This window comes from Pontibacter toksunensis (genome assembly GCF_042686245.1).
GTDB lineage: Bacteria > Bacteroidota > Bacteroidia > Cytophagales > Hymenobacteraceae > Pontibacter > Pontibacter toksunensis.
The window spans coordinates 176,844-202,656 of sequence record NZ_JBHUOX010000007.1; the positions used below are offsets into that span (position 1 = coordinate 176,844).

23 protein-coding genes are annotated in these 25,813 nt (G+C 47.8%); 13 read left to right on the plus strand and 10 right to left on the minus strand.

Annotated features, from left to right (window positions below; translation table 11 throughout):
* Window positions 1–23 precede the first annotated feature (23 nt).
* The 3 genes from ACFS7Z_RS11755 (at window position 24) to ACFS7Z_RS11765 (ending at window position 2,840) form a co-directional block, all read left to right on the plus strand.
* Complete coding sequence (locus tag ACFS7Z_RS11755; protein WP_377484698.1) at window positions 24–1,010, plus strand: aldo/keto reductase; 987 nt, start codon at window positions 24–26, stop codon at window positions 1,008–1,010.
* 320 nt (window positions 1,011–1,330) lie between these two features.
* Window positions 1,331–1,888 carry an inosine/xanthosine triphosphatase gene (yjjX, locus tag ACFS7Z_RS11760; RefSeq protein ID WP_377484700.1) on the plus strand — a complete coding sequence of 186 codons (558 nt, stop codon included), beginning with the start codon at window positions 1,331–1,333 and terminating at the stop codon, window positions 1,886–1,888.
* Window positions 1,889–1,943: 55 nt separating this feature from the next.
* Complete coding sequence (locus tag ACFS7Z_RS11765) at window positions 1,944–2,840, plus strand: aldo/keto reductase (RefSeq protein WP_377484702.1); 897 nt, start codon at window positions 1,944–1,946, stop codon at window positions 2,838–2,840.
* 209 nt (window positions 2,841–3,049) lie between these two features.
* Here ACFS7Z_RS11765 and ACFS7Z_RS11770 read toward each other — a convergent pair whose 3' ends face one another.
* The 3 genes from ACFS7Z_RS11770 to ACFS7Z_RS11780 all read right to left on the minus strand — a co-directional run bounded on the left by ACFS7Z_RS11770 (window position 3,050) and on the right by ACFS7Z_RS11780 (window position 6,693).
* On the minus strand, window positions 3,050–4,003 hold the full coding sequence (locus tag ACFS7Z_RS11770; protein WP_377484704.1) for a gamma-glutamyl-gamma-aminobutyrate hydrolase family protein: 954 nt from the start codon (window positions 4,001–4,003) through the stop codon (window positions 3,050–3,052).
* Window positions 3,991–4,995, minus strand: a complete 1,005-nt coding sequence (locus ACFS7Z_RS11775) for an amidoligase family protein (protein WP_377484706.1) — start codon at window positions 4,993–4,995, stop codon at window positions 3,991–3,993. The genes ACFS7Z_RS11770 and ACFS7Z_RS11775 overlap by 13 nt, the downstream gene beginning before the upstream one ends.
* 465 nt (window positions 4,996–5,460) lie before the next feature.
* On the minus strand, window positions 5,461–6,693 hold the full coding sequence (locus ACFS7Z_RS11780; RefSeq protein ID WP_377484708.1) for an MFS transporter: 1,233 nt from the start codon (window positions 6,691–6,693) through the stop codon (window positions 5,461–5,463).
* A 266-nt stretch (window positions 6,694–6,959) separates the two neighbouring features.
* Between ACFS7Z_RS11780 and ACFS7Z_RS11785 the strand changes: the two genes are divergently transcribed.
* On the plus strand, window positions 6,960–8,225 hold the full coding sequence (locus ACFS7Z_RS11785; RefSeq protein WP_377484710.1) for a metallophosphoesterase: 1,266 nt from the start codon (window positions 6,960–6,962) through the stop codon (window positions 8,223–8,225).
* A 297-nt stretch (window positions 8,226–8,522) separates the two neighbouring features.
* Here ACFS7Z_RS11785 and ACFS7Z_RS11790 read toward each other — a convergent pair whose 3' ends face one another.
* The 3 genes from ACFS7Z_RS11790 to ACFS7Z_RS11800 all read right to left on the minus strand — a co-directional run bounded on the left by ACFS7Z_RS11790 (window position 8,523) and on the right by ACFS7Z_RS11800 (window position 10,308).
* Window positions 8,523–9,782 (minus strand): asparagine synthetase B, encoded by a 1,260-nt coding sequence (locus tag ACFS7Z_RS11790; RefSeq protein ID WP_377484712.1) that lies wholly within the window; start codon window positions 9,780–9,782, stop codon window positions 8,523–8,525.
* Between the two features lie 175 nt (window positions 9,783–9,957).
* Complete coding sequence (locus tag ACFS7Z_RS11795; protein ID WP_377484714.1) at window positions 9,958–10,095, minus strand: hypothetical protein; 138 nt, start codon at window positions 10,093–10,095, stop codon at window positions 9,958–9,960.
* Between the two features lie 6 nt (window positions 10,096–10,101).
* Window positions 10,102–10,308 carry a hypothetical protein gene (locus ACFS7Z_RS11800; RefSeq protein WP_377484716.1) on the minus strand — a complete coding sequence of 69 codons (207 nt, stop codon included), beginning with the start codon at window positions 10,306–10,308 and terminating at the stop codon, window positions 10,102–10,104.
* A 264-nt stretch (window positions 10,309–10,572) separates the two neighbouring features.
* Here ACFS7Z_RS11800 and ACFS7Z_RS11805 point away from each other — a divergent pair, with 264 nt between their 5' ends.
* From ACFS7Z_RS11805 to ACFS7Z_RS11820, 4 genes are all read left to right on the plus strand, one after another.
* Window positions 10,573–10,719: a hypothetical protein gene (locus tag ACFS7Z_RS11805; protein WP_377484718.1), complete on the plus strand. Its 147-nt coding sequence runs from the start codon at window positions 10,573–10,575 to the stop codon at window positions 10,717–10,719.
* A 230-nt stretch (window positions 10,720–10,949) separates the two neighbouring features.
* Window positions 10,950–12,878, plus strand: coding sequence for a PrkA family serine protein kinase (locus ACFS7Z_RS11810; RefSeq protein WP_377484720.1), 1,929 nt, complete (start codon window positions 10,950–10,952; stop codon window positions 12,876–12,878).
* 228 nt (window positions 12,879–13,106) lie between these two features.
* Window positions 13,107–14,372, plus strand: coding sequence for a YeaH/YhbH family protein (locus tag ACFS7Z_RS11815; RefSeq protein ID WP_377484722.1), 1,266 nt, complete (start codon window positions 13,107–13,109; stop codon window positions 14,370–14,372).
* A 591-nt stretch (window positions 14,373–14,963) separates the two neighbouring features.
* The gene (locus ACFS7Z_RS11820) at window positions 14,964–16,478 is read left to right on the plus strand and encodes a SpoVR family protein (RefSeq protein WP_377484724.1); all 1,515 of its coding nucleotides are present in this window, start codon (window positions 14,964–14,966) and stop codon (window positions 16,476–16,478) included.
* Between the two features lie 380 nt (window positions 16,479–16,858).
* Here ACFS7Z_RS11820 and ACFS7Z_RS11825 read toward each other — a convergent pair whose 3' ends face one another.
* Complete coding sequence (locus ACFS7Z_RS11825) at window positions 16,859–17,293, minus strand: hypothetical protein (RefSeq protein ID WP_377484726.1); 435 nt, start codon at window positions 17,291–17,293, stop codon at window positions 16,859–16,861.
* Window positions 17,294–17,590: 297 nt separating this feature from the next.
* On the opposite strand from ACFS7Z_RS11825, the gene ACFS7Z_RS11830 reads away from it, so the two are divergent.
* Window positions 17,591–18,154 (plus strand): fasciclin domain-containing protein, encoded by a 564-nt coding sequence (locus ACFS7Z_RS11830; RefSeq protein WP_377484728.1) that lies wholly within the window; start codon window positions 17,591–17,593, stop codon window positions 18,152–18,154.
* A gap of 140 nt (window positions 18,155–18,294) precedes the next feature.
* Here the strand turns inward: ACFS7Z_RS11830 and ACFS7Z_RS11835 are convergent, their stop codons facing one another.
* Complete coding sequence (locus ACFS7Z_RS11835; RefSeq protein WP_377484768.1) at window positions 18,295–18,744, minus strand: hypothetical protein; 450 nt, start codon at window positions 18,742–18,744, stop codon at window positions 18,295–18,297.
* A gap of 512 nt (window positions 18,745–19,256) precedes the next feature.
* On the opposite strand from ACFS7Z_RS11835, the gene ACFS7Z_RS11840 reads away from it, so the two are divergent.
* Complete coding sequence (locus ACFS7Z_RS11840; RefSeq protein ID WP_377484730.1) at window positions 19,257–21,443, plus strand: S9 family peptidase; 2,187 nt, start codon at window positions 19,257–19,259, stop codon at window positions 21,441–21,443.
* Window positions 21,444–21,588: 145 nt separating this feature from the next.
* Here ACFS7Z_RS11840 and ACFS7Z_RS11845 read toward each other — a convergent pair whose 3' ends face one another.
* Both ACFS7Z_RS11845 and ACFS7Z_RS11850 read right to left on the minus strand, forming a co-directional pair.
* Window positions 21,589–22,482 (minus strand): phosphorothioated DNA-binding restriction endonuclease, encoded by an 894-nt coding sequence (locus ACFS7Z_RS11845; RefSeq protein ID WP_377484732.1) that lies wholly within the window; start codon window positions 22,480–22,482, stop codon window positions 21,589–21,591.
* A complete protein-coding gene (locus tag ACFS7Z_RS11850; RefSeq protein WP_377484734.1) occupies window positions 22,482–23,258 on the minus strand; it encodes an HNH endonuclease in 777 nt (258 codons plus the stop codon). Before ACFS7Z_RS11850 ends, ACFS7Z_RS11845 begins: the two co-directional genes overlap by 1 nt.
* A 229-nt stretch (window positions 23,259–23,487) precedes the next feature.
* On the opposite strand from ACFS7Z_RS11850, the gene parS reads away from it, so the two are divergent.
* The 3 genes from parS (at window position 23,488) to ACFS7Z_RS11865 (ending at window position 25,467) form a co-directional block, all read left to right on the plus strand.
* On the plus strand, window positions 23,488–23,940 hold the full coding sequence (gene parS, locus ACFS7Z_RS11855) for a type II RES/Xre toxin-antitoxin system antitoxin (RefSeq protein ID WP_377484736.1): 453 nt from the start codon (window positions 23,488–23,490) through the stop codon (window positions 23,938–23,940).
* On the plus strand, window positions 23,941–24,402 hold the full coding sequence (locus tag ACFS7Z_RS11860) for an RES family NAD+ phosphorylase (protein ID WP_377484738.1): 462 nt from the start codon (window positions 23,941–23,943) through the stop codon (window positions 24,400–24,402). It abuts the gene before it with no gap.
* 180 nt (window positions 24,403–24,582) lie between these two features.
* Entirely contained in the window at window positions 24,583–25,467 is an 885-nt protein-coding gene (locus ACFS7Z_RS11865; RefSeq protein ID WP_377484740.1) for a Rieske 2Fe-2S domain-containing protein, read from the plus strand.
* Window positions 25,468–25,813: the final 346 nt, after the last annotated feature.

Consider the following 25,813-nt stretch of genomic DNA (forward strand, 5'->3'; position numbering starts at 1 on the left):
TGAAATATCAAAGTATCTAATTTATGCAATACAGAACCTTAGGGAAAACAGGATTCAGAGTATCAGAAGTGTCATTGGGTACATGGCAGGTAGGCGGCCGGTGGGGGGAGCCTTTTAATGAGCAGAACGCCGAAAATATTATAAACAAAGCCATAGATGCGGGTGTAAACTTCATTGATACGGCAGATGTGTACAGTGCAGGAGAAAGCGAGGCTGCAGTCGCGAAGGTGGTAAAAAGCCGCTCAGAGGATGTTTTTGTTGCTACAAAGTGTGGCCGCCAGATTCAGCCACACACGCCGGAGGGGTATACACCGGATCGGCTGACAGGTTACGTGGAGGAGAGCCTTCGGAACATGAAACAAGACACAATTGACCTGATTCAGCTTCATTGCCCGCCAACTGAAATCTACCGTCGGCCTGAAATTTTTGAAGCATTCGAGCGACTGAAGGAGCAGGGCAAAATCCGCAACCTGGGGGTGAGCGTGGAGTTGGTAGAGGAGGCGATGATGGCGATGCAGTATCCGAACGTGACGACGGTGCAGATCATCTATAACATGTTCAGACTGAAACCGAGTGAGGAATTCTTTACTAAGGCAAAAGATAACAACGTCGGAATTATTGTGCGGGTGCCATTAGCCAGTGGTTTGCTGACAGGTAAGATGAGCCACCAAACTTCTTTCAGCCCGGATGATCACCGCCACTTCAACAGGAACGGCGAGGCTTTTGACAAAGGAGAGACATTTTCCGGAGTTGATTTTGATTTAGGACTGGAAGCCGTAGAGGAACTGAAAAGGCTATTTCCGGGGCAGGAGCCTTTAGCGGCATGGGCTATCCGTTGGGTATTGATGGCGGAAGAAGTAAGCACTGTTATACCAGGAGCCTCCAAACCGGCACAGATTGACTCCAACATAAAAGCTGCCGAGCTGCCAGCTCTTTCTGATGAGCAGATGCAGGGCGTCCAGGAAGTGTATAACAAATACATCAGGTCAAGTGTGCATGCGTTGTGGTAAGCTCTTGAGAATGAGGTTTGGTAATGGGTTAAAAGTGAGAGTGTAGATTATGCTTTATTATTTCTGATTTTAAGTTGGCCGATGTCGTGTATTTTCACCAATAACTCAAAAGCTACTATATACTGCACATATCTATGTAAGAAAATCAGCGTCATAGAGCAAAGACTTACACGCTTCCTGAAGTGCCACCTCTAACTGGTGGCACTTTTATTTAATCTCATCTTTGGTTCCATTCAAAATACTTCTAATATTTATAGACCGCTCTGCACCGGCATGCCAGTGCAGGAGTGAGGACAGACAGATTCAAAACTTGACTATAAATGAGCATTAAAACAGTTGTTATTGCTTCGGCTAACCCGGTTAAAGTAAACGCTGCTTTGGGTGGTTTGCAGCGTATGTTTCCTGATGTACAATTCAAAACAGAACCCGTTTCTGTTCCTTCTGATGTGGCAGACCAACCCATGACGGATGCAGAAACACTGGAAGGAGCCACGAACAGGGTGCAGAATGCTTTTGTCTCTTTTCCGCATGCTGACTATTGGGTGGGTATAGAGGGAGGAGTGGCTGTGATACAGAACGAGCTGGCTGCCTTTGCCTGGGTTGTTGTTAAATCGAAGGAACTGCAGGGCAAAGCCCGCTCCGGTACATTCTTCCTGCCTCGTGCTGTCTCTGAATTGGTGGAGCAGGGTATAGAGCTCGGCACAGCCGATGACATGGTCTTCAATCATTCTAATTCAAAGCAGAAAGGCGGTGCCATTGGTATCCTAACCGGCGATGTGCTCGACAGGAAAGAGTTGTATGAGCAGGCGGTGGTATTGGCGCTGGTGCCTTTCAGGAACGAGAAACTTTATGCTGAGAAATCCGCTAACGGAAACTAAACTTAAACTGGAATAAACGGGCAGGAGCCTGTGCGTTCTGCAGATAAACAGGTGTATGAAATATAATAAGCTAGGTAGTTCAGAGGTGGAGGTAAGCGAAGTAAGTTTCGGGTGTATGTCGTTAGGAGAAAACCACTCGGCTAACGCTGCGCTGTTGCACCAGGCTTTGGACAAAGGCATCACCCTCTTTGACACGGCCGATTTGTATCAGAAAGGGGAAAATGAAAGTAGGGTAGGCAAAGCTTTCAGAGGCGTGCGCAACAAGGTAGTGTTAGCCACTAAGGTCGGAAACCAATGGAGATGCGATGGAAGCGGCTGGGACTGGAATCCTACAAAGGCTTATATACTGCAGGCTGTAGAGGAAAGTCTGAAGCGCCTGCAAACAGATTACATTGATCTGTACCAACTACATGGCGGCACAATCCAAGACCCGATAGATGAAACCATCGAAGCTTTTGAGCTACTGAAGCAGCAGGGCAAGATTCGCGCTTACGGCATTTCCTCTATCAGGCCGAATGTGATCAGGGAGTACGTGAAGCGCTCACACCTTGCTTCTGTAATGATGCAGTACAGCCTCCTGGACAGGCGGCCGGAGGAGACTTGCTTTGACCTGTTGCAGGAGCACAACATTGGGGTGCTGGCCAGGGGCAGCTATGCGCAGGGGCTGCTGCTGAATAAGCCAGCAAAAGATTACCTCAGCCATTCAGAAGAAGAGGTGAAGAGGGCCGCTGGCGCTGTAAAGCAATTAGCTGACAGGGGTAGAACAGCAGCAGAAGTTGCTGCCCGATTTACAATAGGCCATCCTGCTGTGACATCTGCTGTACTGGGAATCAGAACAAAGAAGCACCTGCAGGACGCGCTACAGGTAGCAGAAGCCTCACCACTGAATGAAGAAGAAATGAAAGCGCTGCAGCAGGCGGTTGAGCCGAATAAGTATGAGCAGCATAGGTAGGAGTAGTAAGCAGCATAAGTAAAGTTCTTTTTGGATAAAAGACACAGCGTCTTATTCATTGAGTCCATCCCCCTGACCCTGCGCCATCAACTGCAGAATAGAATAGCTTGCTTAAAACAACAGTATTGCTCCCAACCCCGCTTCAGACAAAGCGGGGTTGGGAGCAATACTTTCTTTATAACATTCGTCTAGCTTTAAAGGGGCAGCAACTACAGGTTCTTATTCAACTCACTCATCATCATTTCTTCTTCCTGCCGCTCCATTTCTTCAAGAGCCGCTGCCCGTGGGCTAGCAAGTGCTTCTTCCATATCCTTGTCTTCAATCTGCACATGAACCTGGCAGGCATGCTGCACGAGTGTTTTGAAGAGGCGGCGCTGGCTTTTGTGAGTTGGCAAGTACTCCGGGTGCCACTGTACGCCTACTATGTATTCCTGGTTCTGGTTCTCTATACCTTGTACTACTTCATTTGGCTCACGGGCGACAATCTCTATACCTTTGCCCGGTTCTTTCACCGCCTGGCTGTGCAAAGCATTTACTTCCAACTGTCGCACGCCTAACACATCGGCCAGTTTACTGCCAGGTTTTATATTCACTCTCTTCACCGGAAAAATACTTGTAGGATTAGGCTCTTCTAAGTAGAAAGTGTTGATGTCCTGGTAAAGCGTGCCCCGGAAATAAACATTAAGCAGTTGGGAGCCACGGCAAATACCCATCACAGGTAAGTTTTTCTTTACAGCCTGGTCTATGAGTTGAAACTCGAGGTGGTCGCGGTCGCGGTCTAACCTAGAGGCATTTTTTCTGTTCCGGCTAAAGAGTTTTCGGGCAAAGAACAAGGCAGGGTAGTAGAGCCAGCGGGTAAAACGGCCGACACGTTGAAAGATGTTCCTGTCAGGCGCATTAATGGTTCTGGCGAGGTATTCATCTATTACATTTTCCTGCTGGTACGTAGTAGGGTCCACATCGGCCCCGCCACCAATAATGAGGCCCTGTAGACCATCAGCAGTGCGGGGATTGGAAGGGGTAATTCGCACGGGTTTTCCGCCTGCAATCCAGACGGCAAAAGCTGTAAAGAACCAGGCGACGCCACCCCCTCGGTCGGGGCCTGTCACGCCAATGGTTGGTCTGTCTCTGTTTATCTTAAATTTCTTTCTTATGTTAGCCACTTTCCTGTCTCTTTAGTCCATTTAGAATCAAATCCGATGAGCGTGTCTTCCTTCAGCGCTAAATATTCTTTGCTCATATGCGCTAGTCTCTTAGGGTCATTCGCCAGCTCTTCCAGTACTACCCAGTTGTTCCATTCCCTTGCCAGTGTCCAGTCAGGTTTAGACACCCAACTGTTTGGCAGCCGGTAATGGAAGGTCTCCCGCGATTTTACATTCCCCAAATCTCTATACTGGTTCACTTGTTCTTCCCGGATGGCCGCAAAGAGCGGGTACATGTCTAAGGGGCGGTTACGGTCCGGGTTAAGCTGGTGGTAGTCGTCAATGAGTTTCTCGATGTCCGGGTGGTATTCCGGCGACAGGACCAAGTCTGCATACTCCTCGGGGAAAGGACTGATAAAGGCTGTCATTCTTCGGGCAAAGTCCGTTTCGCCTTCTTTTACCAGCCAGGGGTACAGAAGCAAAAAAGCCTGGATATACCGCAGGATAGTTTCTGCATCGGTTCCGGGTGTCTCCGGATTAATGTGGGTGGCAAAAGCATTTGTAATGAAAGCCTCAGTTCCTTTTGCGTTGTGCTCGTACAAAGTCTGCCGCAGCTTCTCGAACACCTCTATTTCTGTGAAAGGGACAGGAGGAGTGGTGATTTCGTAAGGTATCACTTTGTTGATGACACTCTCCAGCGCGATTTCTACTTCATCTTCCAAAGTGCCGTTTCCAATGCTGATATCCTGCAAATTAATATTCAGTTTATCGAGTGGCTCCTTATAAGTCTTCTCGTTCAGTAGTTTCAGGTCAATCTTCACAGAGAAGTCACCAATGCTGGTGCCTGTCACTTTTCGGGAAAAGCGGTGTTCTATCTCTTCCTTGCCACCATATAGCTCCTGAATGATTCGCACAGACTCTTCTATGTTCACGTTCGCATACTCCAGCTCAAAGCCGACCTTCCGGATTTCTCCTCTCTCATTATGCTGAACCGGTAGTTGTTTATATTGCATTAGTTATTTCGTTATTGTCCTACTTAAATAAAGTTGGTGCCTTTAATCTGAAACGATAAAAACACTAAGTCGTTTCATGCGGTGCCGGACAATCACTTCAGAAAGTGCAATAGTTTTGCCAATTGGGTTACATAACGGTACTATAAGATGCCTACTGTACAAAAAAGAATTGCTCCTATAAGCAGAAGGTTGTGGTGTGCCAGGAGAGTGAGAAACAGGTATAACAGGAGGAAGAAGTATGGTAAAGAAGGCTTAAATTAAACAGGGTAGAAGGTGATTTGGATGCATTAGCAACATTTGAACTCAGCCCTGCCTACTCCGAGGAGAGAAATTCGTGAAAGAATGTAGCATTCTCCTCCCTGGAGTGGATTGACATAGGTAAAAGCGCTCAAAACAAGTATTCAGCGACCAAGACTCCTAATTTTACAGGCTACTCATACAGCCCGCCAATATAAAAAACACAGCTTATTCTACCGTTGTCTTTTCTGCATTTAATGTTATGATAGCAGGACTGTTCTTTTTGGAGAACAGGATATGTACTAGCAGCGCCAGCGAAGAAAACACCAACCCCACCAGCACCACACCATTCCAGCGCCATACCTGCCAGGCCTGGCTGGCAATGATTGTACCGGTGGCCCCACCCATAAAGTAAATAAACATGTACACAGTATTCAGGCGATTTCGGGCCTGTGGTTGAAGCGAGAAGATAAGCGTCTGGTTGGCGATGTGAGAAGCCTGCAGACCCAGGTCGAGCAGGATAACGCCAAGCACCAGGCCTATGAGGCTGGTACTGAACACTCCGAATATAATATAAGAAAGTGTTATCATGCCAATGGTGGCGATGAGGATATTCCGGGTGTCAAACTTGTCGCTCAACCTGCCCATCACCGAGGCCATTACGGCGCCACCTGCACCCACAAGTCCGAAGGCGCCGGCTACATCGCTCCCTGCGTTGAACGGTGGCGCCTCGAGCAGGAACACCAGCGTTGTCCAGAAACCGCCGAAGCAGGCAAAAGACAAAGCTCCCCTGAAGGAGGCAAGCCTTAGTTTAGGTTCTGTCCGGAACAGGTGAACCAACGATTTCATCAAACTTTTGTAGTTACCCTTAAACTGCGGGTGCACCTCCGGGAGCAGGTAATACAGTACCACCCAAAGCACCAGCATTAGCCCGGCTGCTATCACGAACATTGCCCGCCACCCCAGGTGCTCGCCAACAAAGCCGCTGAGCGTACGGGAGCACAATATGCCAATCAGCAGCCCGCTCATGACGGTGCCCACTGCTTTGCCCCGTGCCTCCGGGCGGGCAAGGTGGGCTGCCATGGGCACAAAGAGTTGTGGCACTACCGACGTAGCGCCAATCAGCAGGCTGGCTACCATCAGGGTGTAGATATTAGGAGAAAACGCGGCCAGCAGCAGCGATAGAATAATGAGCAGAAAATCAAAAAGAATCAGACGCTTGCGCCGGAGCATATCGCCAAGCGGGATGATAAACAGCAGGCCGATGGCATAGCCTACCTGTGTGAGCATGGCTACCCAACCTGCCTGCGCCTCAGGCACCTGGTAAGTTTCGGCTATCTTCACCAGCAGTGGCTGGTTATAATATATGTTCGCTACCACCATGCCGGAAGCAATGGTCATCAGCCAAAGAGTGGTGCGGGTTAACTGAGGTTCCGCGCCTGGGGTATGAGGGTCAGTCATGACAGGTAATCAGGTTCCAATCCATAGCAGCAGCCTGTCCGGAAGGGAACATAGCTGGGATGTGTACGGATTTTATTCCGGCGAATCTAGTAATAATGGAGGAAAGGCAAATTATGTTCAGGTTAAAATGGTAGAGTAAAGCAAACTCCGGTGCGGGATGTATATCTTATTCTCCTGCTGCACCGTTAGGAATACCTGCAAGGGGAAAAAACGTGAGGGATTTTTTTTATTTCTGACAGCACACCCCGGAATTTTTAACATCGCGTATGTCGCAATTTATTTTAATACTGGGGCTTATCACCCTCTTTCTGGACTGGTATGTTTTTCAGGGGCTTAAACGCCTGACCGCTCACTGGCGCTCAGAGCGTGCGCGTAAAACGGTGTACTGGGCCTACTGGCTTTTCTTTGTCTGCTTTCTCATTGGCTTTGGCATTTCCATTTACATCCGGTTTGCTGACGACACCGCCACGCCACTGGTGCAGTGGTTTATCAATGCTTTTCTAACCTTTCTGGTTACAAAACTTGTTTTCTCACTGGTGTTGCTCCTCGAGGATATCTTTCGGGCTGCTAAAGCAGTTTACCGTTTCTTCAGGCGGATACCGGGAGGTAAAGGAGAAAAAACAGAGAAAGAGCAGCTGGTGCCGGAGCGCAGAAAGTTTATGAGTCAGGTGGCCCTGGCGCTGGCTAGCATACCCTTTGTCTCTTTTGTGTATGGCACCGTGAAAGGCAAGTATGACTATACCGTGCACCGGCATACCTTGTATTTCGATGACTTGCCGGAAGCTTTTGACGGTTTCACTATTACACAAGTTTCTGATATCCATTCCGGCAGCTTTGATAACGCGGAAGCCGTACAACGCGGCATCGAACTGGTGAAAGCACAGCAATCTGATTTGTTCGTTTTTACCGGCGACCTTGTGAATGACCATGCCACTGAAATTGTGCCGTACATGGATAATTTCGGTCAGATTAAGGCCCCATACGGGCAATACTCTGTTTTGGGAAACCATGACTATGGCATGTACGCTAACTGGGAAAGTGAGGCGGCCAAGGAAACAAACATGGAGCGCCTGAAGCAACACCATGCCGCCATGGGTTACCGCCTGCTGCTCGATGAACATGTGCTGGTTGAAAAGGATGGTCAGAAGCTGGCCCTACTTGGCGTGGAGAACTGGGGAAGGGGCTTCATCCAGCTGGGAGACCTGGATAAGGCCCTGGCTGGGGTAGAGCAGGATGCTTTTAAAATTCTGCTCTCGCATGATCCCTCACATTGGGATGAGGTTGTTAGATTGCACCCTACACGTGTACATCTCACGCTCTCAGGACACACCCATGGCATGCAGTTCGGGGTAGAAACCCCGCTGGTACGCTGGAGCCCGGTGCAGTACCGGTACAAAAACTGGGCTGGTTTAGCTCAGGACAATCAGCGCCTGCTGTACGTGAACCGTGGCTTTGGTTTTATTGGTTTCAGTGGCAGAGTAGGTATCTGGCCGGAGGTTACTGTGCTGGAGTTAAGGAAAGGTAAAGCTTGAGTTTAACTGATAGTGCATCCCTATGTAATGATTTTGGTTCTCCTCTGTGGAATCTTAAGAGGCCCTCTGCACCCAATATCGTCAGCTTAAGTAATAACAAAAGCTAAACTGTCATTTCGAACCCAGTGAGAAATTTGTGTTATTTCATGCTCCCGCAATATCCCAGATCTCTCCCTTTGGTCGAGATGACAAAAAAATTTAAGTTTACTGCATTAAGGCTGCACCCCCAGGCGCTCATTCTAAAGATTGAAAAATGTTCACTTTGTGCTGGCAATTCTGCTGATGTACTAAAGCACATCACGTCTTTGGCTTTTTCTTTTTGGCGGCAGGGAAGAGGATGTTGTTCAGGATAAGGCGGTAGCCGGGGGAGTTTGGGTACAGGGCAAGGTCTGTGGGGGCTTCGCCAGGCATGTGCCAGTAGTCTTCCGGATCGTGGCCGCCATAGAAGGTCCAGGTGCCTTTGCCTACGGTTCCGTTTAAGTAGCGCACTTCACCTGCCTCCTCTGTTACGCCCATTATAGTGGCTGCTGCCTTCACATACTGCTTCTTATAGGCGGTGGTCTGGCCCATAAAGCCTTTTATGGTTTTTTCATGGTTTTGCGTCAGCATGGTGGGGATGTGGTCCCACTTGGCGGAAAAGGTGAAGAGGGAGAAGTAATCGTTCCCTTCGTAAATGCCTCGTTCGCGGCGCTGGTTGTCGATGCTGGAAAATTCCCGTTCATAAGGGCTAAGGTATACCTCAAAATCCTTGAAGGCGAAGCACTGGCTGAAATCCAGCTTCTTCTGCGCCTCCGGGTCCACGCCATCCCCGTCATACATCACATCCACAATGTCCACACCGTTCGCGGCAAGGGCCAGGTCGTAGGTGTCGGTGGCGGAGCACATGGCAAACATAAAGCCGCCCCCTGCCACAAAGGCTTTTATTTCCTTCACCACCCCGAGCTTCATCTGCGTAACTTTGCTGTATCCATACTTTTTAGCCACGTCCTCTGATTCCTGCTTCTGGGTCTGTAGCCAAACCGAGTGGCGGCGGCCGGACTTCCCGTATTGACCAGTAAAATCTTCGTGGTGCAGGTGAAGCCAATCATAGCGCGCAAGCTCCTTTGCCAGCACCTCATCATCAAAGACAAGGTCATAGGGGATTTCCGCGTACTGAAGCACCAGCGTCACGGCGTCATCCCAGGGCTGCTCTGTTTTGGGGGAGTAAACGGCAATGGTGGGCACCTTTTCCAGCTTCATTACCTCCATGTTAGCGTCCGGATCAGCTATCTGTTGCAGAATAAGACTGTATTGGGCATCTGAGAGTATAGTATAAATGACACCTCTTGCTCGTAATTCTTCCTCAAATTCTGGCGATTGCCGGAAGGCAAAGCTACCTCCCCTGTAATTGAGCAGCCAATCCACCTCCTGTTTGTGCTGCAGAACCCAATAAGCCACTCCGTAGGCTTTCAAGTGGTCTTTCTGGACATTGTCCATTGGCACCAGCAGCTGGTTGGCAGCGGAGGTAAACGCCAGGAGAAGCGCTGCGGCGAGGCTGATGAAAAAGAGCTTGCTCATGATCAGGCCATAAAGTATATGCTAAATATATAAGAAATATTTTAGTAAAGCACAGGGTGAGTGCAATATTTCATCTGATAATCAGTAGGTTGGAATTCGGGAGGGGTAAGGAGAAGATTTTCAGAAGGGATGAGAGTGCCAAGGCATCAAAAGCGATGCGCAGCGCTATAGCAGTTTATCCTGCTGAGGTATACATGCTGCTCAGGATGTCTGTGATGAACTGTGCGTTTTCAAAGGCAGGTGTGCCATGTGAGTGGGCAGACAAAAAGGGAGCACCCGGCAGTGCTCCCTTCAAATTCTTGCTGTACTTCATTACATATCATCCGCCGCCTACTTTGCTTTGCTCCGGCAGTTCGTTGTAACCAGTAGAGTCTTCTTTCTTTGTGGGAGTACCTGGTATATATTCTTCGCCGCCTTCTTTCTCACCAGAAGTGCCGGCTTTTTTATTTTCTGTAGCATCCGTGCCGCCAGTCACTTTTTCTCCTTCTTTCTCTACCGCATCGGCACTTTTTTTTCCTTCTTCCATCGCTTTATTTAAATTAAGTTTCTGATTATACCTTATAAGCAGAAGCGTGGTGAAAGGTTTAGAAATGGCTGGTCCTGTTATCTTTATTTTGTACGGGCGAAAAAATTTGCTCACAAAATATTATCCATTTTGAATTTAAAATATCTTATCGCTGTTCCTGTAGTAGACCCAAAAACCGGACAGAGCGTCAGCCATGCTTGGCCTTTGTTTGAATAGTAAAAGTGAGAGATAACAGCACTCACCTGTTTGTGTAACACAGGTTGTATGAACACGGGTTTGTACAGCTGCCTTCGCTCTCACTCGCTCTACGGCAGGCTTGCAAAGGAGGAGTCGTTTAAGAATCTCTTTCAGCCTGAAACAGCCATTATAGCGGCTCCTGTGAACCTTTTGCCTCCTGAGAAGTTCTTCTAAGACAAAGGGTTTAAACAATAAGCTCAACATTTTTAATTTTTCAGGCATATATTTTGCAGGATTTTTTGTATCTTCTGTACTTAATTGATGCCTCTAAAATCTATACAAATAAAAAACACCTATGATAAGATTAGTTGCTTAGCAGTAGCTTGAACTCCATTTAAACTTTGAGACACTGCTTTTGCTCTATGTTGTAAAATGATTCTGACTTTGTTATTAAGACACACCCTATGAACATTTTAGAAAAGATCAAGACAAATTACAGTGCTTCAATGAACGAGATGACAGTAGCTGCCTATCTCGAGGAGTGTAAGAAAAACCCTAAGGTGTATGCCAAGCCTGCTGAAAGGATACTCGATGCCATTGGGGAGCCGGAAATGCTGGACACACGCCAGGATCCGGTGCTAAGCAGAATTTTCTCCAACAAGAAGATTAAAGTTTACCCAGCCTTCAAAGACTTCTATGGCATGGAGAGTACTGTGGAGCAGATTGTTTCCTATTTCAGGCACTCAGCGCAGGGCTTGGAAGAAAAGAAGCAGATTCTGTACCTGATGGGGCCTGTGGGAGGAGGTAAAAGCTCCCTCGCCGAAAAGCTCAAGCACCTGATGCAGCAGCACCCCATTTATGTGCTGAAGGCAGGGGAGGAGATAAGCCCTGTATTTGAGAGCCCGCTGGGGCTGTTTGCCGATTATACCGAGGAACTGGAAGAGGAATATAATATTCCGTCGCGCTATGTGCCGGGCTGTATGAGTCCCTGGGCATCTAAAAGGCTCCGGGAGTTTGGCGGCGACATCAACAGGTTTAAGGTGATCATGCTGTTCCCTTCTATTCAGGAGCAGATAGCCATTTCCAAAACAGAGCCAGGTGATGAAAACAACCAGGACATTTCCACGCTGGTAGGTAAAGTGGATATACGAAAGCTGGCAGAGTACCAGCAGAGCGATCCGGACGCTTACTCCTATACCGGTGGCCTTTGCCTTGCCAATCAGGGCCTGCTGGAGTTTGTGGAGATGTTCAAGGCACCCATTAAAGTGCTTAACCCCCTTTTAACTGCCACGCAGGAAAAGAATTATAAAGGCACTGAGCCTATCGGTGCTATTCCTTTTGATGGCATCATTCTCGCTCACTCCAATGAGTCGGAGTGGGCCAAGTTCCTGAACGATAAAAAGAACGAAGCCTTCCTGGACCGTATCTATAAGGTACAGGTGCCATACTGCCTGCGCGTGAGCGAAGAAATCAAGATTTACGAAAAACTCATTAAGGAAAGCTCCCTAAAAGAGGCTCCCTGCGCTCCTAAAACCATCGAATTGCTGGCTGAGTTCTCTGTAATGTCGCGGTTGAAGGAGCCGGAAAACTCTACCATCTATTCCAAGATGCGGGTGTATAACGGTGAAACACTACGGGAGACCGACCCGAACGCCAAATCGATACAGGAGTACCGCGATGATGCCGGCATCAACGAAGGCATGCAGGGTATCTCCACTCGCTTTGCCTTTAAGATTCTTTCCAGGGTATTTAACTTCGACAGCGAGGAAATTGCGGCTAACCCCGTGCACCTGCTGTATGTGCTGGAGCAGGAGGTGATCAAAATGATGCTTCCGCCGGAAACGGAAACCAAGTACCTGCACCTGATTAAGTCTGTGCTGGCCAGCAAGTATGCAGAGTTTATCTCTGACGAAATCCAGAAAGCCTATATCGAGTCTTATTCTTCCTACGGCCAGAACATCTTTGAGAAGTATGTGATTTATGCAGACCACTGGATGCAGAATAATGACTACCGCGATCCGGACTCAGGAGAGATTTTTGACAGGAGCATTCTGAACGCGGAGCTGGAGAAAATCGAAAAGCCGGCCGGTATTGCCAATCCAAAGGACTTCCGCGCAGAGGTAACCAACTTTACGCTGCGTTACAAGGCAAACCATGGAGGAGAAAGCCCGAGGTGGGATTCTTACGAGAAAATCAAAAATGTTATTGAGAAGAAGATCTTCACCAATACAGAAGACCTGCTGCCGGTGGTCTCCTTCAATGCTAAATCAAATGAAGAGGATGAGAAGAAGCACAGGGACTTCACCAGGAGAATGAAAGACAGGGGCTATACCGATAAGCAGATTCGCATTCTGGTGGATTGGTTTATGCGGGTAAGGAAGACGATGGGATAGGGTAAGAGATTAGGAGTTAGAAAGTTAAAGAGTTAGAGAATTATTTGGAGTTGAAATGTTTAGAAGTAAAAAAATAGAATGTTAAAGTATGTCTTTTATTAAAGCATTATACCCTGACTCATCCTTTTTTACTTTCTAACTCCCAAACTCTCTAACTCTCTAACTTAGAACGACTCCTGAACCCTCTACCTCAGAACAACTCTCTAACTTTTTAACTCTCTAACTTCCATGAGCAGCATCATCGATAGAAGAAAGAATGACAAGGGGAAGTCTACCGGAAACCGGCAGAAGTTTCTGAAGCGGGTCGAAAACCAAATCAAAAAGGCCCTGCCCGACATCATCAGCCAGGAAAGTATCAAGAACAGCCAGACGGGCGGTAGTGTAAAAGTGCCGGTGCGTGGACTGGATGAGCCCAGTTTCCGCCACGACCACAGAAGCGGGAAAAAGCAGATTGTGAAGCCGGGGAATGACAAGTTCCGGGAAGGAGACCGGGTGCCCAAGCCCAAGGAAGGCAGTGGCGGCGGAAGTGGCAAAGGCTCTAACAGCCCCGAGGTAACCGAGGACGAGTTTACAGTCGTATTGTCGCGCGAAGAGTTTCTGAAGTATTTCTTCGATGACCTGGAGCTGCCCAATATGGTGAAAAAGCTGATGGAGAGCACTGAAAGCTTTTCTCTGCGGCGCGCCGGCTATACCAGAGACAGTGTTCCTTCCCGGTTAAACATCAAAACCAGTTACCAGCAGTCGCTGGGCCGGCAGGTGGCTCTGAAAGGTGTTTTCGATAAAAAGCTGCGTGACCTGAAGGAGTTGCTTGCTGCTACAACCGATTTGGAAGAGCGTGTTGCGCTCGAACTCCAGATTGAGAAAGTAACGAAGCAGGCACAGACAGTCCCCTTCTTCGAAGACATTGACCTGCGCTACAACAACTTTGAGCGGGTGCCGGTGCCCATTACTTCTGCGGTAATGTTTTGCGTCATGGACGTGTCCGCTTCTATGGGCTACCACGAAAAAGACATTGCTAAGCGGTTTTTCACGCTCTTATACATCTTCCTGACCAGGCAGTACAAGAATGTGGAGCTCGTGTTTATCCGGCACCACACAGAAGCCAAAGAGGTAGACGAAGAGGAGTTCTTCAACTCCAGGGAAAGCGGGGGGACTGTTGTGGCCCCTTCCCTAAAGCTGATGCACCAGATCATCCGGGAACGGTACGACGACAGCTGGAACGTATACTGCTGCCAGGCATCAGACGGCGACGTGTGGAGCCGGGAGGATGCGCTGGAGTGTAAGAAGCTCTTGTCAGATACTATCTTACCGGCTATCCAGTACATGGCCTATATCGAAATAAATAAAAAATCGAGGGAGAGCGACCTGTGGCAGGCCTACAAACGCATCAGCAACGATGAGGAGTTCTCGATACGGCACGTTTACGAGGTATACGAAATCTGGCCTGTCTTCCAGGGGCTTTTCAAGAAGCGGAATGAAGTAGCAGCGGGGTAGTAGTCTTCATTTGGTATCTCGTAGCTCGTATCAGGAAGCACGACAGTCTTTATGCTAGTGCGAATTGTAGCTCTTAAAACCTCCGCTGCTCAAGTTTTATTGTGGTGAAAACACCAACAATGGCGGGTGTTACTTATGGGCTATCCTTGATTTTGATACAAAGCACATTATCTATTTTCTTACTACTGCACGCATGTTTGAGGTATTTGCTGTCAGGCCGCACCAGTGAAGGGGAGAGGAGTACAACCACCCCTGCCCCTCCTTGTCTTATGAGGGGAGTTTTACCTCACCCCAGCCCTCTCCTAAAAACAGGAGAGGGAGCTAAATTGCTTTCTAATGCTCTGTATTTGTAGCTAGCATATAAGATTTCTATAGCTGTTGCTACAAAAGATTCAGATAAAACCGGAACAGCAGATCCCCCGCCTTAGACTCTAAAGGGGGCCCCTGCACCCCCAGGAGGGGGAAGGGGTGGTTGGATAAGGGAACCGATGCTGCGCCTTAAAATCGATTGTGAGCGAGAATACTGTCTGCAATTACATACCTGCGACTTTACATAATAAGCAAACACAAAATCTTTAACTGAAAACACCCATGATGGATAAAGATAAGTACAGAGCGATGTTTTGTAACCCGAACTGGGACTACGACACATTAGAGGCGGCAGATGAAGTGATCAGCAAGATAGGAAAGGAATACCTGAAGCTGAAAACGTACCCGAACCAGATAGAGATTGTGACGTCGGAGCAGATGCTGGATGCCTATGCCCTGACGGGCCTGCCCACTTCATACCCGCACTGGAAGTTCGGGAAGGACTTCGTCCTGAACCAGAACAACTATACCAAAGGCCGCATGGGCCTTTCGTATGAACTGGTCATTAACTCCAACCCCTGCATCAGCTATAACATGGAGAACAACTCCACCTGCATGATGCTGCTCGTGATTGCACATGCCTGCCAGGGACACAATGCCTTTTTCGCCAACAACTACATGTTCCTCGACTGGACGGCTGCGGACTCTATTGTCGATTATATGGTGTTTGCGCGGGACTATATTATGAAGTGCGAAGAGGAGCATGGCGAAGAGGAGGTGGAACGGGTGCTGGACGCCGCACATGCCCTGATGTACCACGGCGTAGATAAGTATAAAAAGCCATCTAAACTTTCCCCCAAAGAAGAGAACGAACGGCTTAAAAGACTGACTCTTAACAAAAGGGAGAACTACGACGACCTCTGGAGAACCTTGCCTCAGGCGCCACCCATAACAGAAGCGGCATTGGGGGAGGATCAAAGGTTTCCGAAAGACCCGGAAGAGAACATCCTGTATTTCATAGAAAAGTATGCCCCGGCACTGCCGCAGTGGAAAAGGGAAATCATCCGGATCGTGCGGAAGGTGTCGCAGTACTTTTACCCGCAGGGGGCTACCAAAGTCATGAACGAAGGATTTGCCACATTCACGCATTACCACATCATCAACAAGCTCTTTGAAGAAGGCTACGTGAACGATGGCTTTATGCTGGAGTTCATCAAGAGCCACAGCGGCGTGTTGTTTCAGCCAGACTACAACAGCAAATACTACTCCGGCCTGAATCCCTATACCCTAGGTTTCAACATCTTCATGGACATCAAGCGCATCTGCCAGGAGCCTACGGCGGAAGACAGAGCCTGGTTCCCGAATCTGATTGGCAAAGACTGGTTGCAGCAGGTGCATTATGTGATGGAGAACTTCCGGGACGACTCCTTTATCCTGCAGTACCTATCTCCGAAAGTTATCCGCGACATGAAGCTGTTCACCATTCTGGATGATGAGGAGGAGGACACTTACGAGATAGGGGCCATCCACAACGAGCGGGGCTACAGGAAGGTGCGGGAGCAGCTGAGCAACCAATACGACCGCTCCTCGCATGTACCCAACATACAGGTAACCAAAGTAGACCTGCACCAAACTAGCAAGCTGTACCTGACGCACTACATACAAAAAGATCGCCGCCTTGACTCTGACAGCACCCAGACCACCCTGGAGCACATCCGCTACCTGTGGGGTTTCCCGGTGGAGCTACACTCAAAAAACAAGCTGGGTATAAATGAGAGTACGTTTGAGGTGAAGTAGGAGAAAGCAGTTTGTAGCATATACCGGTTTTGTATAAGCTGCCTCACTGTGTTTGGCACCGCATCAATTACAATAGAGGGCCCCTACCCCCAGGCGCTCAACGGAAAGTCTGGAAACTAACTTACTTCGTGCTGGCAGACTTCAGTAATAAGTAGCCTCAACAATAGAAAAAGCCATTGGCGGCCTAAAAAAGCAGGCTCCCCTCCTTTGACAAGGAGGGGTAGGGGTGGTTGGACCCGGTACATCAAAAAAACATCAAAAAACGTTGGTAGTTTAAATTGAAATTGAAGAACAATGTTTCCAAAGACATAAAAGACAGATTCCATAAAAAAGGCTCCCCGTGTTTTGCACAGGGAGCCTTTTTTATGGAATCTTCTTACCTAATTTCCCGGCCATGCATTCCAGGGAATGCGGAGGAGTATAAGCGCCAGCCCGATACCATAAAAAATGGCGATGGACTTAAATCCGGCATTTGTGCCCTGCATGCGTTTCGCGCGGGAGTAGCCAATCGTGATCAGGATAACGGCGATGATCATGGTTAGCGGGTGCTCCAGTATGTAAAGCCTGGATACCGAATCGCCCATGGCCTCGCCTGAGAAATTAGAGAACCCCCGTGGCGAAACAAAATATAGGATGATGCCTACTACCCACTGCAGGTGCACCGGGATCAGGCCGAGCAGGCTTAGTTTCCTGTCTTTGTCAGTGAAAAGCCTGCTCCCAAACAGACCGGCAAGGGCAGCCAGAAAGCTGATAATAAGTCCTAAAAGTACCAGATAAGTCAGGTACGAGTGTAAATGCTGTAATCCTGTATACATAGTTTATTTTATTTGCAGGTGTAAATATAGGAAGAAATAGGTAAGCCCTATCATATAGGTGGCTATCACTTTCCCACGGCTAGAAGGAGTGTGTTGCACAACTACCAGTAAATAAATCAAAAAGAAACAAGTCGCTGTAGCCTCCTTAGGCTTTCTTATTTCCAGTTGCTGTAGCAGAGAGAATAGCGGCTGATTCAGCTGATTATTTTTTCCTGAAAGTAAAGCATACAAAAATATTTGCCTGAACATTCTGCCTGCTCCTTAGTTAACCTTCTGAAAACCAACCAAATTAAAATTATGAAAGAGTTAAGCTTTTACATCTGTGCCGCGTTTTTAATGTTTGGATGCACCAGCAGCAACGAAGAAGCGACAGAAAGCGAAGAAATGGTAGCAGAAACAGAAATGGCAACTACTGAAGAAGTAGCCATGGAAACAGAAAAGCCAAATATTGTGGCGTTGGCTTCCAACACTCCGGAGTTGTCTACGCTGGTGCAGGCCTTACAGGCAGCTGACCTGGCAGGCACCTTGCAGGACGGCGGCCCATACACAGTGTTTGCGCCGAGCAACGAAGCGTTTGCAGCCCTTCCGGCAGGTACGCTGGAGGACCTGCTCAAGCCGGAGAACAAGCAGAAGCTGGTCGACATCCTGAGTTACCATGTCACGCAGGGCAATGTGATGGCGGCGGATTTGTCTGACGGCATGACGGTGAACCCGCTCCTGAGTGGTGAGCAACTGAAAGTAATGATAGAAGGTGACAAGGTGAAGGTAAATGACGCCACCGTGACCATGCCGAATGTAGAAGCTTCTAACGGAGTAGTGCATGTGATCGACAAAGTAATACTGCCTCCTTCGGCGATGTAAAACTTCTAGAATTCAGCACCCAAAAGGCAGCCAGGAATTATACTCCTGGCTGCCTTTTTTTTTCTCCTGATGCCGCGCATAAATGGCCCGGGGAGCCTTGATGCTTCAATTGATTCTCTTTATGCTGCTTGCATCAGCTATTAAATACTGCTTTCCTCAAGGTGGTCCTCGTCTTCCTGTCTGCTTGTGCCTGGCGGGTTAAAAAGGCCCCAGTCATCCCACAGGTAGTTCCATGGGTCGAAGCCGGCAACCCACTGCAGGAAGAGCAACCGGTATTCTTCAATGGTCTGGCGGAGCAAGGGCAGGTAGGTGGTGTCCTGAAAGCCGTACAGCTCCAGGGCCGTGCAGTTGGTTAGCAGGTCCCGGGCTGCTTTACGTATCAGCACGGCGTTCTCCATCTGAATATCATACAGGTCTGCTCCTGCTGCACTGGAAATTTTTACGGTGAGGATAGCAGCATCTTCTAACATAAAAACACGGATGTGCTGCAGCATCGAATCATCTTCGGGCACCAGTTCTCCAATGCAGGAGATCAGGTGAAATATTTCTTCTCCCTTCTGGTATATAGGCAGCTTCTTATAGTGGTGCATCAAGGCTTTGGTAATAATTTGTTTTTAGTAATGTTCAGTCTTTGCGATGCACTCTTTAACCCAAACCATGCCAAAAAAGCATAAAGGACCTCCTAATACTTCAAAAAATCCTTGCAAAGGGTAAAAATGGAGGAGAGGTTGCCCATAAAATTCCTTTTCTGAGGGGCTGCAATGCTGTTTTGCTGCTTCAGGAGACAATTGAATTTTCTTTTGAATTTAAAGACTATAAACTCAACTGCCTTCCGGCTATTGGTCGAACAGGAGTACAGCGAAGTGGCTTGCTGCACTGGAATTTTCATCAGGCTCGTGCCCTGCTTAAGACACATCATCATTTCTCAGAAATAAAAACACCTGATCTCAGGAAGAGGCGAGGGGGAGTTACATGCTATAACACAGGGTAAGAACCCATCATCTGCAGCCCCTGATTATGGCTGGTATTCTTATCTTTGTAAGCATGCTGCAGCTTGCGCTCCGGCTAAAGTAATCTCACCTTATATTGTTGTATGATTAAAATGAAAAAGAACCCTTTCGTGCTGCTCCTCTGCTTGCTGGTGGTAGCCTTCACTTCCAATGCCCAGAATGGAAAGGAGCCTGTCAAGGTAACAGACTTACTGAAGATAAAGCAGATAGGCAGTATAGCCCTTACACCCGATGGGAGTAAGGCCGCTTTCTCCGTCACCAGCATTGAACAGGACCCTGCGAATGCAGCCGAGCACAAGTACAGCACCCAGTTGTTTCTCATGCCCGTCAATAACACAGCACAAACTCCCCGGCAGTTAACCTATGGCAGCAACAGCGCCTCGCAGCCTGTCTGGAGCCCCGACGGGAAGCAACTAGCTTTTGTAAGAGCAACCGATGGAAAGCCGCAGATTTACCTGCTTTCTATGGAAGGAGGTGAGCCGGTGCAGTTGACGAAGTTTAAGTACGGCGCGAACAGCCCGGTGTGGAGCCCCGACGGGAAGCAGCTTCTTTTTACATCGGGCTTCGGCCTGAAGGAATTCTTATCTGATTCCCTGCTAAACCCGAACAAGGAAATACCCAAGTGGTCTTACGAGAAGCCGGGTTTCTTCCAGAATGAGAACCTGAACGTAAACGCAGCGAAGCCAAATGCCGATGGCTCTTTAGCGGAAATCCGCTCTTACCTGGATAAAAACGAAAAGGACAACAAAGCTAAAGTTATCAACCAACTCGACTTTCAGGAAGAAGCAGGTGTAACGGGAAGCATAGAACTGTCTCACATCTTTATCATGGATGCCCGGCCGGAAGCTACGCCACGGGATCTGACCCCTGGCTTTTCTACCAGCTACAATCCATCTTTCACAAAGGATGGCAGGCGTATTATCTTCGAAGGAGACAAGGACGATTCGGAGCACCCCAACCGCTCACGTGAATCTGAAATCTTCAGCATCAACACAGACGGAAGCGGGCTGAAGCAGCTTCTAGGGCAAAAAGGAATGGCTTATAGCAATGCTGCCCTGTCACCTTCCGGTAAGTGGCTGGCTTTCCAGTACCAGCCCATTAACGATGTCAGGATTCCCAAGCTTGCCCTCATACCTTTGGATGGCAAAGAAGCAGATATGGTGACTATTCCCTATGACCGAAACAAGAGCAACCTTACCTGGACAGAAGATGACAAGTACTTGTATTTTACTTCCCCCTCTAATGGTGGCGTGCTTCTGAACAGGGTAAGCCCTAAAAAGAAAAACGTAGAGGAGCTTACCGATTTCAACAGCGGTGTGGGCAGCTTTGCTGTTCATAAAAATAAGCTGGTGTATGTAAAAACAGAGGTAGCCAACCCGAGCGAGTTGTACCTGGCGGATGCAACTGCTAAAAATGCAAAGCGAATCTCATCCTTTAATTATGACTGGGTGAAAGACAAGAAGCTGAGCCTGCCGGAGAAAAAGACCTTCACCAACAGCAAAGGCCAGACAATTGAGTATTGGGTGATGAAGCCAACAAATTACGAAGCTGGCAAAAAGTACCCGATGCTACTGGAGATACATGGCGGCCCTACGGCCATGTGGGGCCCGGGTGAGGGCAGTATGTGGCACGAGTACCAGTTCTTCGCTTCCAGAGGATATGGGGTGGTGTACAGCAACCCGCGTGGTTCCGGAGGTTATGGGGAGGAGTTTATGCGCGCCAACATGAAAGACTGGGGCAACGGACCGGCCACCGACATTCTAACTTCCCTGGACCATGCCGTAGCCGAAGGCTGGGCAGACACGGCACGTTTGGCTGTGACTGGTGGTTCTTACGGAGGCTATATGGTGTCCTGGATTCTTGGCCACGACAAGCGCTTTGCAGCGGCTTGCTCGCAGCGCGGCGTGTACGACCTGGGCACCTTCTTCGGGGAGGGCAATGCCTGGCGCCTGGTTCCAAACTATTTCGGGGGTTATCCGTGGGAGGCGGAAAGCAAGCCTATTCTGCAGTCCGAATCACCGCTTACCTACGTGCAGAACATCACGACGCCGCTAATCATTTTTCATGGGGAGAATGACTTACGTACCGGTGTGATACAAAGTGAAATGCTTTACAAAAGCCTGAAGATTTTAAACAGGCCGGTAGAGTATGTGCGTCACCCAGGAGCAACACACGAAATTACCCGTAGCGGAAACAACCGCCAGCGCATCGACCAGATGCTGCGGACCTATGAGTTTTTTGAGCGCTGGCTGAACAAAAACGATACAGCAAAGCTCTAACTCTCTCTTATTTAAAAACGCAAAAGCCGCTTCACGGATGAAGCGGCTTTTGCGTTTTTAGCTGTTGTAATGCAGGATGCAGACCAGGTAAACAGGTAAGATGTATTAGCCAATAAGCTAAATGAGACTCAGCGAATAAGAAAGCTTATAAATCTCTGTAGCCGCCCTTGAATACTTCGTTCACGTGCCATATAGTGAACTCGGGGTCAGGGTAAAAACTCTTCTTTTGAGGAGGCTGAATAGATTTTCCATGATGCTGTAGTAACCATTCATTGGCACCCAGCCCGTTCACTTCATCAGAAACCAGCATTCTAAGATCAGGATTGACAGTAAATGCTCCTAAGTCGAATAATTTATGATGGGTGGCACATAAGGCCAAACCATTTACTTCTACATCCGGGCCACCAGCCTGGTGCCACATGATATGCGCTGCTTCCAAAGCAAGTATCTTGTGCTTTAGCCTTACCCCAAAGCTACATACAGCACATTTATACTCATAGGCTTTCAATATACTTTCCCGGAAGAACGGATCTCGTCTTCGGCGCTGCTTTATTTTGCTAACAACAGGCTCAGCAGTAATATCCAGTCCTACAGCGTCCAATATATCCTGGTGAAGGGTATCAGGGAAATTCTGCTCCAGTATGGCTTCGGCTACACTTCTTAGGAGTTCCGGATTCTGTTTTAGCTGTAGCGTTACGTCATCTGGAAATTTGCCTTGCAGGTCGTGCTCACGGAGAAACTTAGAGCTGTAATCTTGTTTGGTATCTAGCAGCTCCGGTTTATTAAACTGCCATAGGTTGTCATTGGCAAGTTTGGTGAAAGGAAAATTAGGATATAATGTTTTACGTTGCGGCCCAAAATCAAGCAACAGATCCTTTAACCTCGGCTCTATAATAGTGTATGGTATAAAGCCAGTATTTCCCCTTTGAATTTCTCCCAAAGCCAGCAGCATCAGTAGCGGTTTGTGTGGCGCTCTGGTGCCTTTGCTTTGCCAAGTGTTTATGTTCTGGAAGTGGGAGAGGAGGTCTGAGTTGGTCATCAGGATATAAATCTTTCCTTGTTATGATATTCTAGAAACTCTCTTGCTGGTAAAAATTTCGAGGGTAAAAATATATTTTTTTTATCATACTGTATAAAGTAGTTCTGAAGTGTTTCTCTGTCTTGTTTCTGATCTTTGATTTTTGAAGAAATCTTGATTTTAAATTCTGGTGTAATAGTTAAAAGTCCAGACTCAAAAGCTTTATCATGTAGTGCATTGATAGCTATTCCATTTTGAGGATTTAAGCGATTAACTTCATCAACAGCCCACGGTTTTATATGGCCTGCAATCAAAAGTGAAGGGTTACTAAGTCCGGTTATACAGCAGGTTGAGTTATAAGCTGCAAGTATTGTACTTCTGAAAAAGCTTTGGTTAACTCTAACCTTTACCAACTGCTCCCTAATTTTTCCTTCTTTGGGTAAATCAGCTTCTTCAATATTATTTATCGCTTCAACAGTAGAATGCTCAAAGTTTGCACGAAGTTTTTCACTTTCAAAAGGTAGTTCATCCCAATTATTATAAAATTCATTCCAAATTTCTTTGTCGAGTTTGCTTGTATTTTGAGCGCCTTTGATTCCTCTCTCTTTCAGACTCGGATCAAGACTAGCAAAATTTACTAATTTATATGCAACAGAGCTTGGGCTTCTTCCTATTAGCTGAGCTAAATGAATGACTTCGGTGTTACTTTTATGAACCTTCCCAAAGGGTATTTTGCAATACAAATTTATAGCTAAAATTAATTCTTCTCTGGTCCAGAGGCTTTGCCCTTGTTTCATAGGCTAAGTTGATACAATAATTTTTAAGTATGTGTAAACTTTACTGTCAATTAAGATGCCTGCTTAAACAGATGACATTTGTAAGTAACGTAAAGACTTTATCGATCTCATTTTATTGAAATAGACCGTAGAAGCAGAAAGATAGAAAATTTTCTTTTGTATTAGGAAAATTTTCTTATATTGATATAATAACAAAAATGATATGGCTACGACAACCACACAGCATAAAATGAAACCATTAAGAGGGCGAAAGAAAAGTGCACCAGAGGTAGAGAGTGCAGAACTCACCAGGTTTGAGCCTGTCGTACAGGATTCCTTTTCCTTGGTTATGGCTGCACGGGAAGGAGTGTTAGCCAAAGTTGCTTTTGAAGTGGCAGACAGGCTGCTGTTACACCTGTCTCAGATGGCAGATATCTTACATATTACTACTAAAACCTTGCAGAGCTATAAGCAGAGCAAGAAAAAGCTGAACCCAGCGAACAGTGAGCAAACCCTGAAGCTTTTCGCCTTGCAAATGAAAGGAAAAGAAGTATTTGGTGCTGCAGACGCTTTCCGTCGCTGGCTTGAAAAACCAGCGTATGGTCTGGATGGTCAGGTGCCACTGGACTTGTTGGAAACAAGCGGCGGCATTGATTTAGTGATGGAAGAACTAGAGCGGATTGCCTACGGAGATTTAGCTTGAGTGGAAGTCTACAGAATTTGCCTGGCGAAATATGCAGGAGACCTTTTTGCTTCCGGTATTCGTGGCCGCTGGAACATGAAGGGCAGCTTTGTAATTTATACAGCAGGAAGCCGTGCGTTGGCTTGTTTAGAAAATGTAGTGCACCGCAGTGGCGAAGGCCTTCATGACAACTTCAAAACAATTGTTATCGATATCCCTGATGATTTACTTATAGAAATTATTTCATCTGATGACTTACCTGCAAACTGGCAGGAGACAAAAAGCTACCCTGTGTACCAGCCGCTGGGTCATGCATGGTATCAGAAGAGCACATCCCCCGTGCTACGTGTTCCTTCGTCTATTATTCCAGAAGAGTTTAACTACATCCTGAATACCCGCCACTCTGACTTCTCAAGGATCAAGATAAAATCAACAGAAGACTTCTTCTTTGATCCGCGCATCAAAACAGATTTGCCAGGCTAAAGAACTTGTTGTTCGTTGGTCCTAGCCTTATTTGACGTTAGAGCACCAATTTCAGCTTTACATATATTTACCTTTATATCGAATATGTTTGTCCCAGAAACTTAGGAGAGAGCAGGCTAAACATCCTGCCGCTGTTTGCGTTCATGGCTTTATAATGCAATCAATAATAAGATAAAGCAAATGGGGAAGAATACCATTATCGATGCCATTGAAAAACAGGAATGGCTTAAAACGGCAGGAGACGCTGTACAGCCTGCGGTTATCAATGCTTTTGAAGCAGGCGGTGAAGCTGGTCAGCAAATTAAGGATGCGCTGCACGGCACCTGGCTCGGCCATCCCCTGCACCCGGCTATAACAGATGTTCCCATTGGGTCCTGGACGACGGCCGCCGTGCTGGATACCATGGAGCTCATGGGGAAGAAAAAGTATGCACCAGGTGCCGACGCCGCTGTGGCAGTTGGTTTGGTAGGAGCAGTAGGTGCGGCCATAACAGGACTCACCGACTGGACCGGCACAACCAAGGAAAGGCGGAAAATCGGGATGATGCATGGCATGCTGAATGCAGGTGCGGCCGCTCTTTACGTCACATCGCTGTTGCTCCGCCGGCGCAAAAAGACCCGCGGCACTGCCATCGGCCTGTCGATGATTGGCTATGGGGTGGTGAGTTTCGGTGCTTACCTGGGAGGGCATCTTGTATTCGGCAAGCAGGTAGGTGTAGACCACACGGCTACGGCTGTTGAATATCCGGAAGACTTTGTCTCCGTTTTACCGGAAAAGGAGCTAGCCGACAATTCCATGCGCTGTGTCAAGGCCGGTGAAGCTCCCGTGCTACTTGCCCGAAAGAACGGGGAGATATTTGCCCTGGCACATACATGTTCCCACCTGGGCGGCCCACTCTCAGAAGGAGATCTGCTGGATGGTGGCCACGTGCGGTGTCCGTGGCATGGTTCCGTATTTTCTTTGGAAGACGGCAGCGTGGTACATGATCCGGCAACAGAGCCGCAGCCCCGGTTTGAAGTACGGGTAAGAGATGGTCAGATAGAAGTTCGGACTCCCGAAAAATAAATATAGCTAGGGTGAATGATTTTGCGGACTGGTCACAGTACAATGCCGTCAACTCAAGAAAAATACTTGCCAATAGGATCTACTTTCGCCCTTGCTATGTCTTATGAACAGCAAGAAAGTTGTTGGTGAAAACACACAACAACGGCAACGATGCAATAAGTTAACGGCATTGGGTCACAGCCTGTCCGTACAACAAGCTTGGCTATGAAAAGGAGTATAGTCCGATTTCAGGCACTCGCAGGAGCTGCGCACGCTGCGAGGTCCCAGGTAAATGCCTGCTAATCTTTGCATTGCAGAAGTGTATGATGTAAGTTTAGGTATGCCAGCTACTTCATTCCCTGCTAAG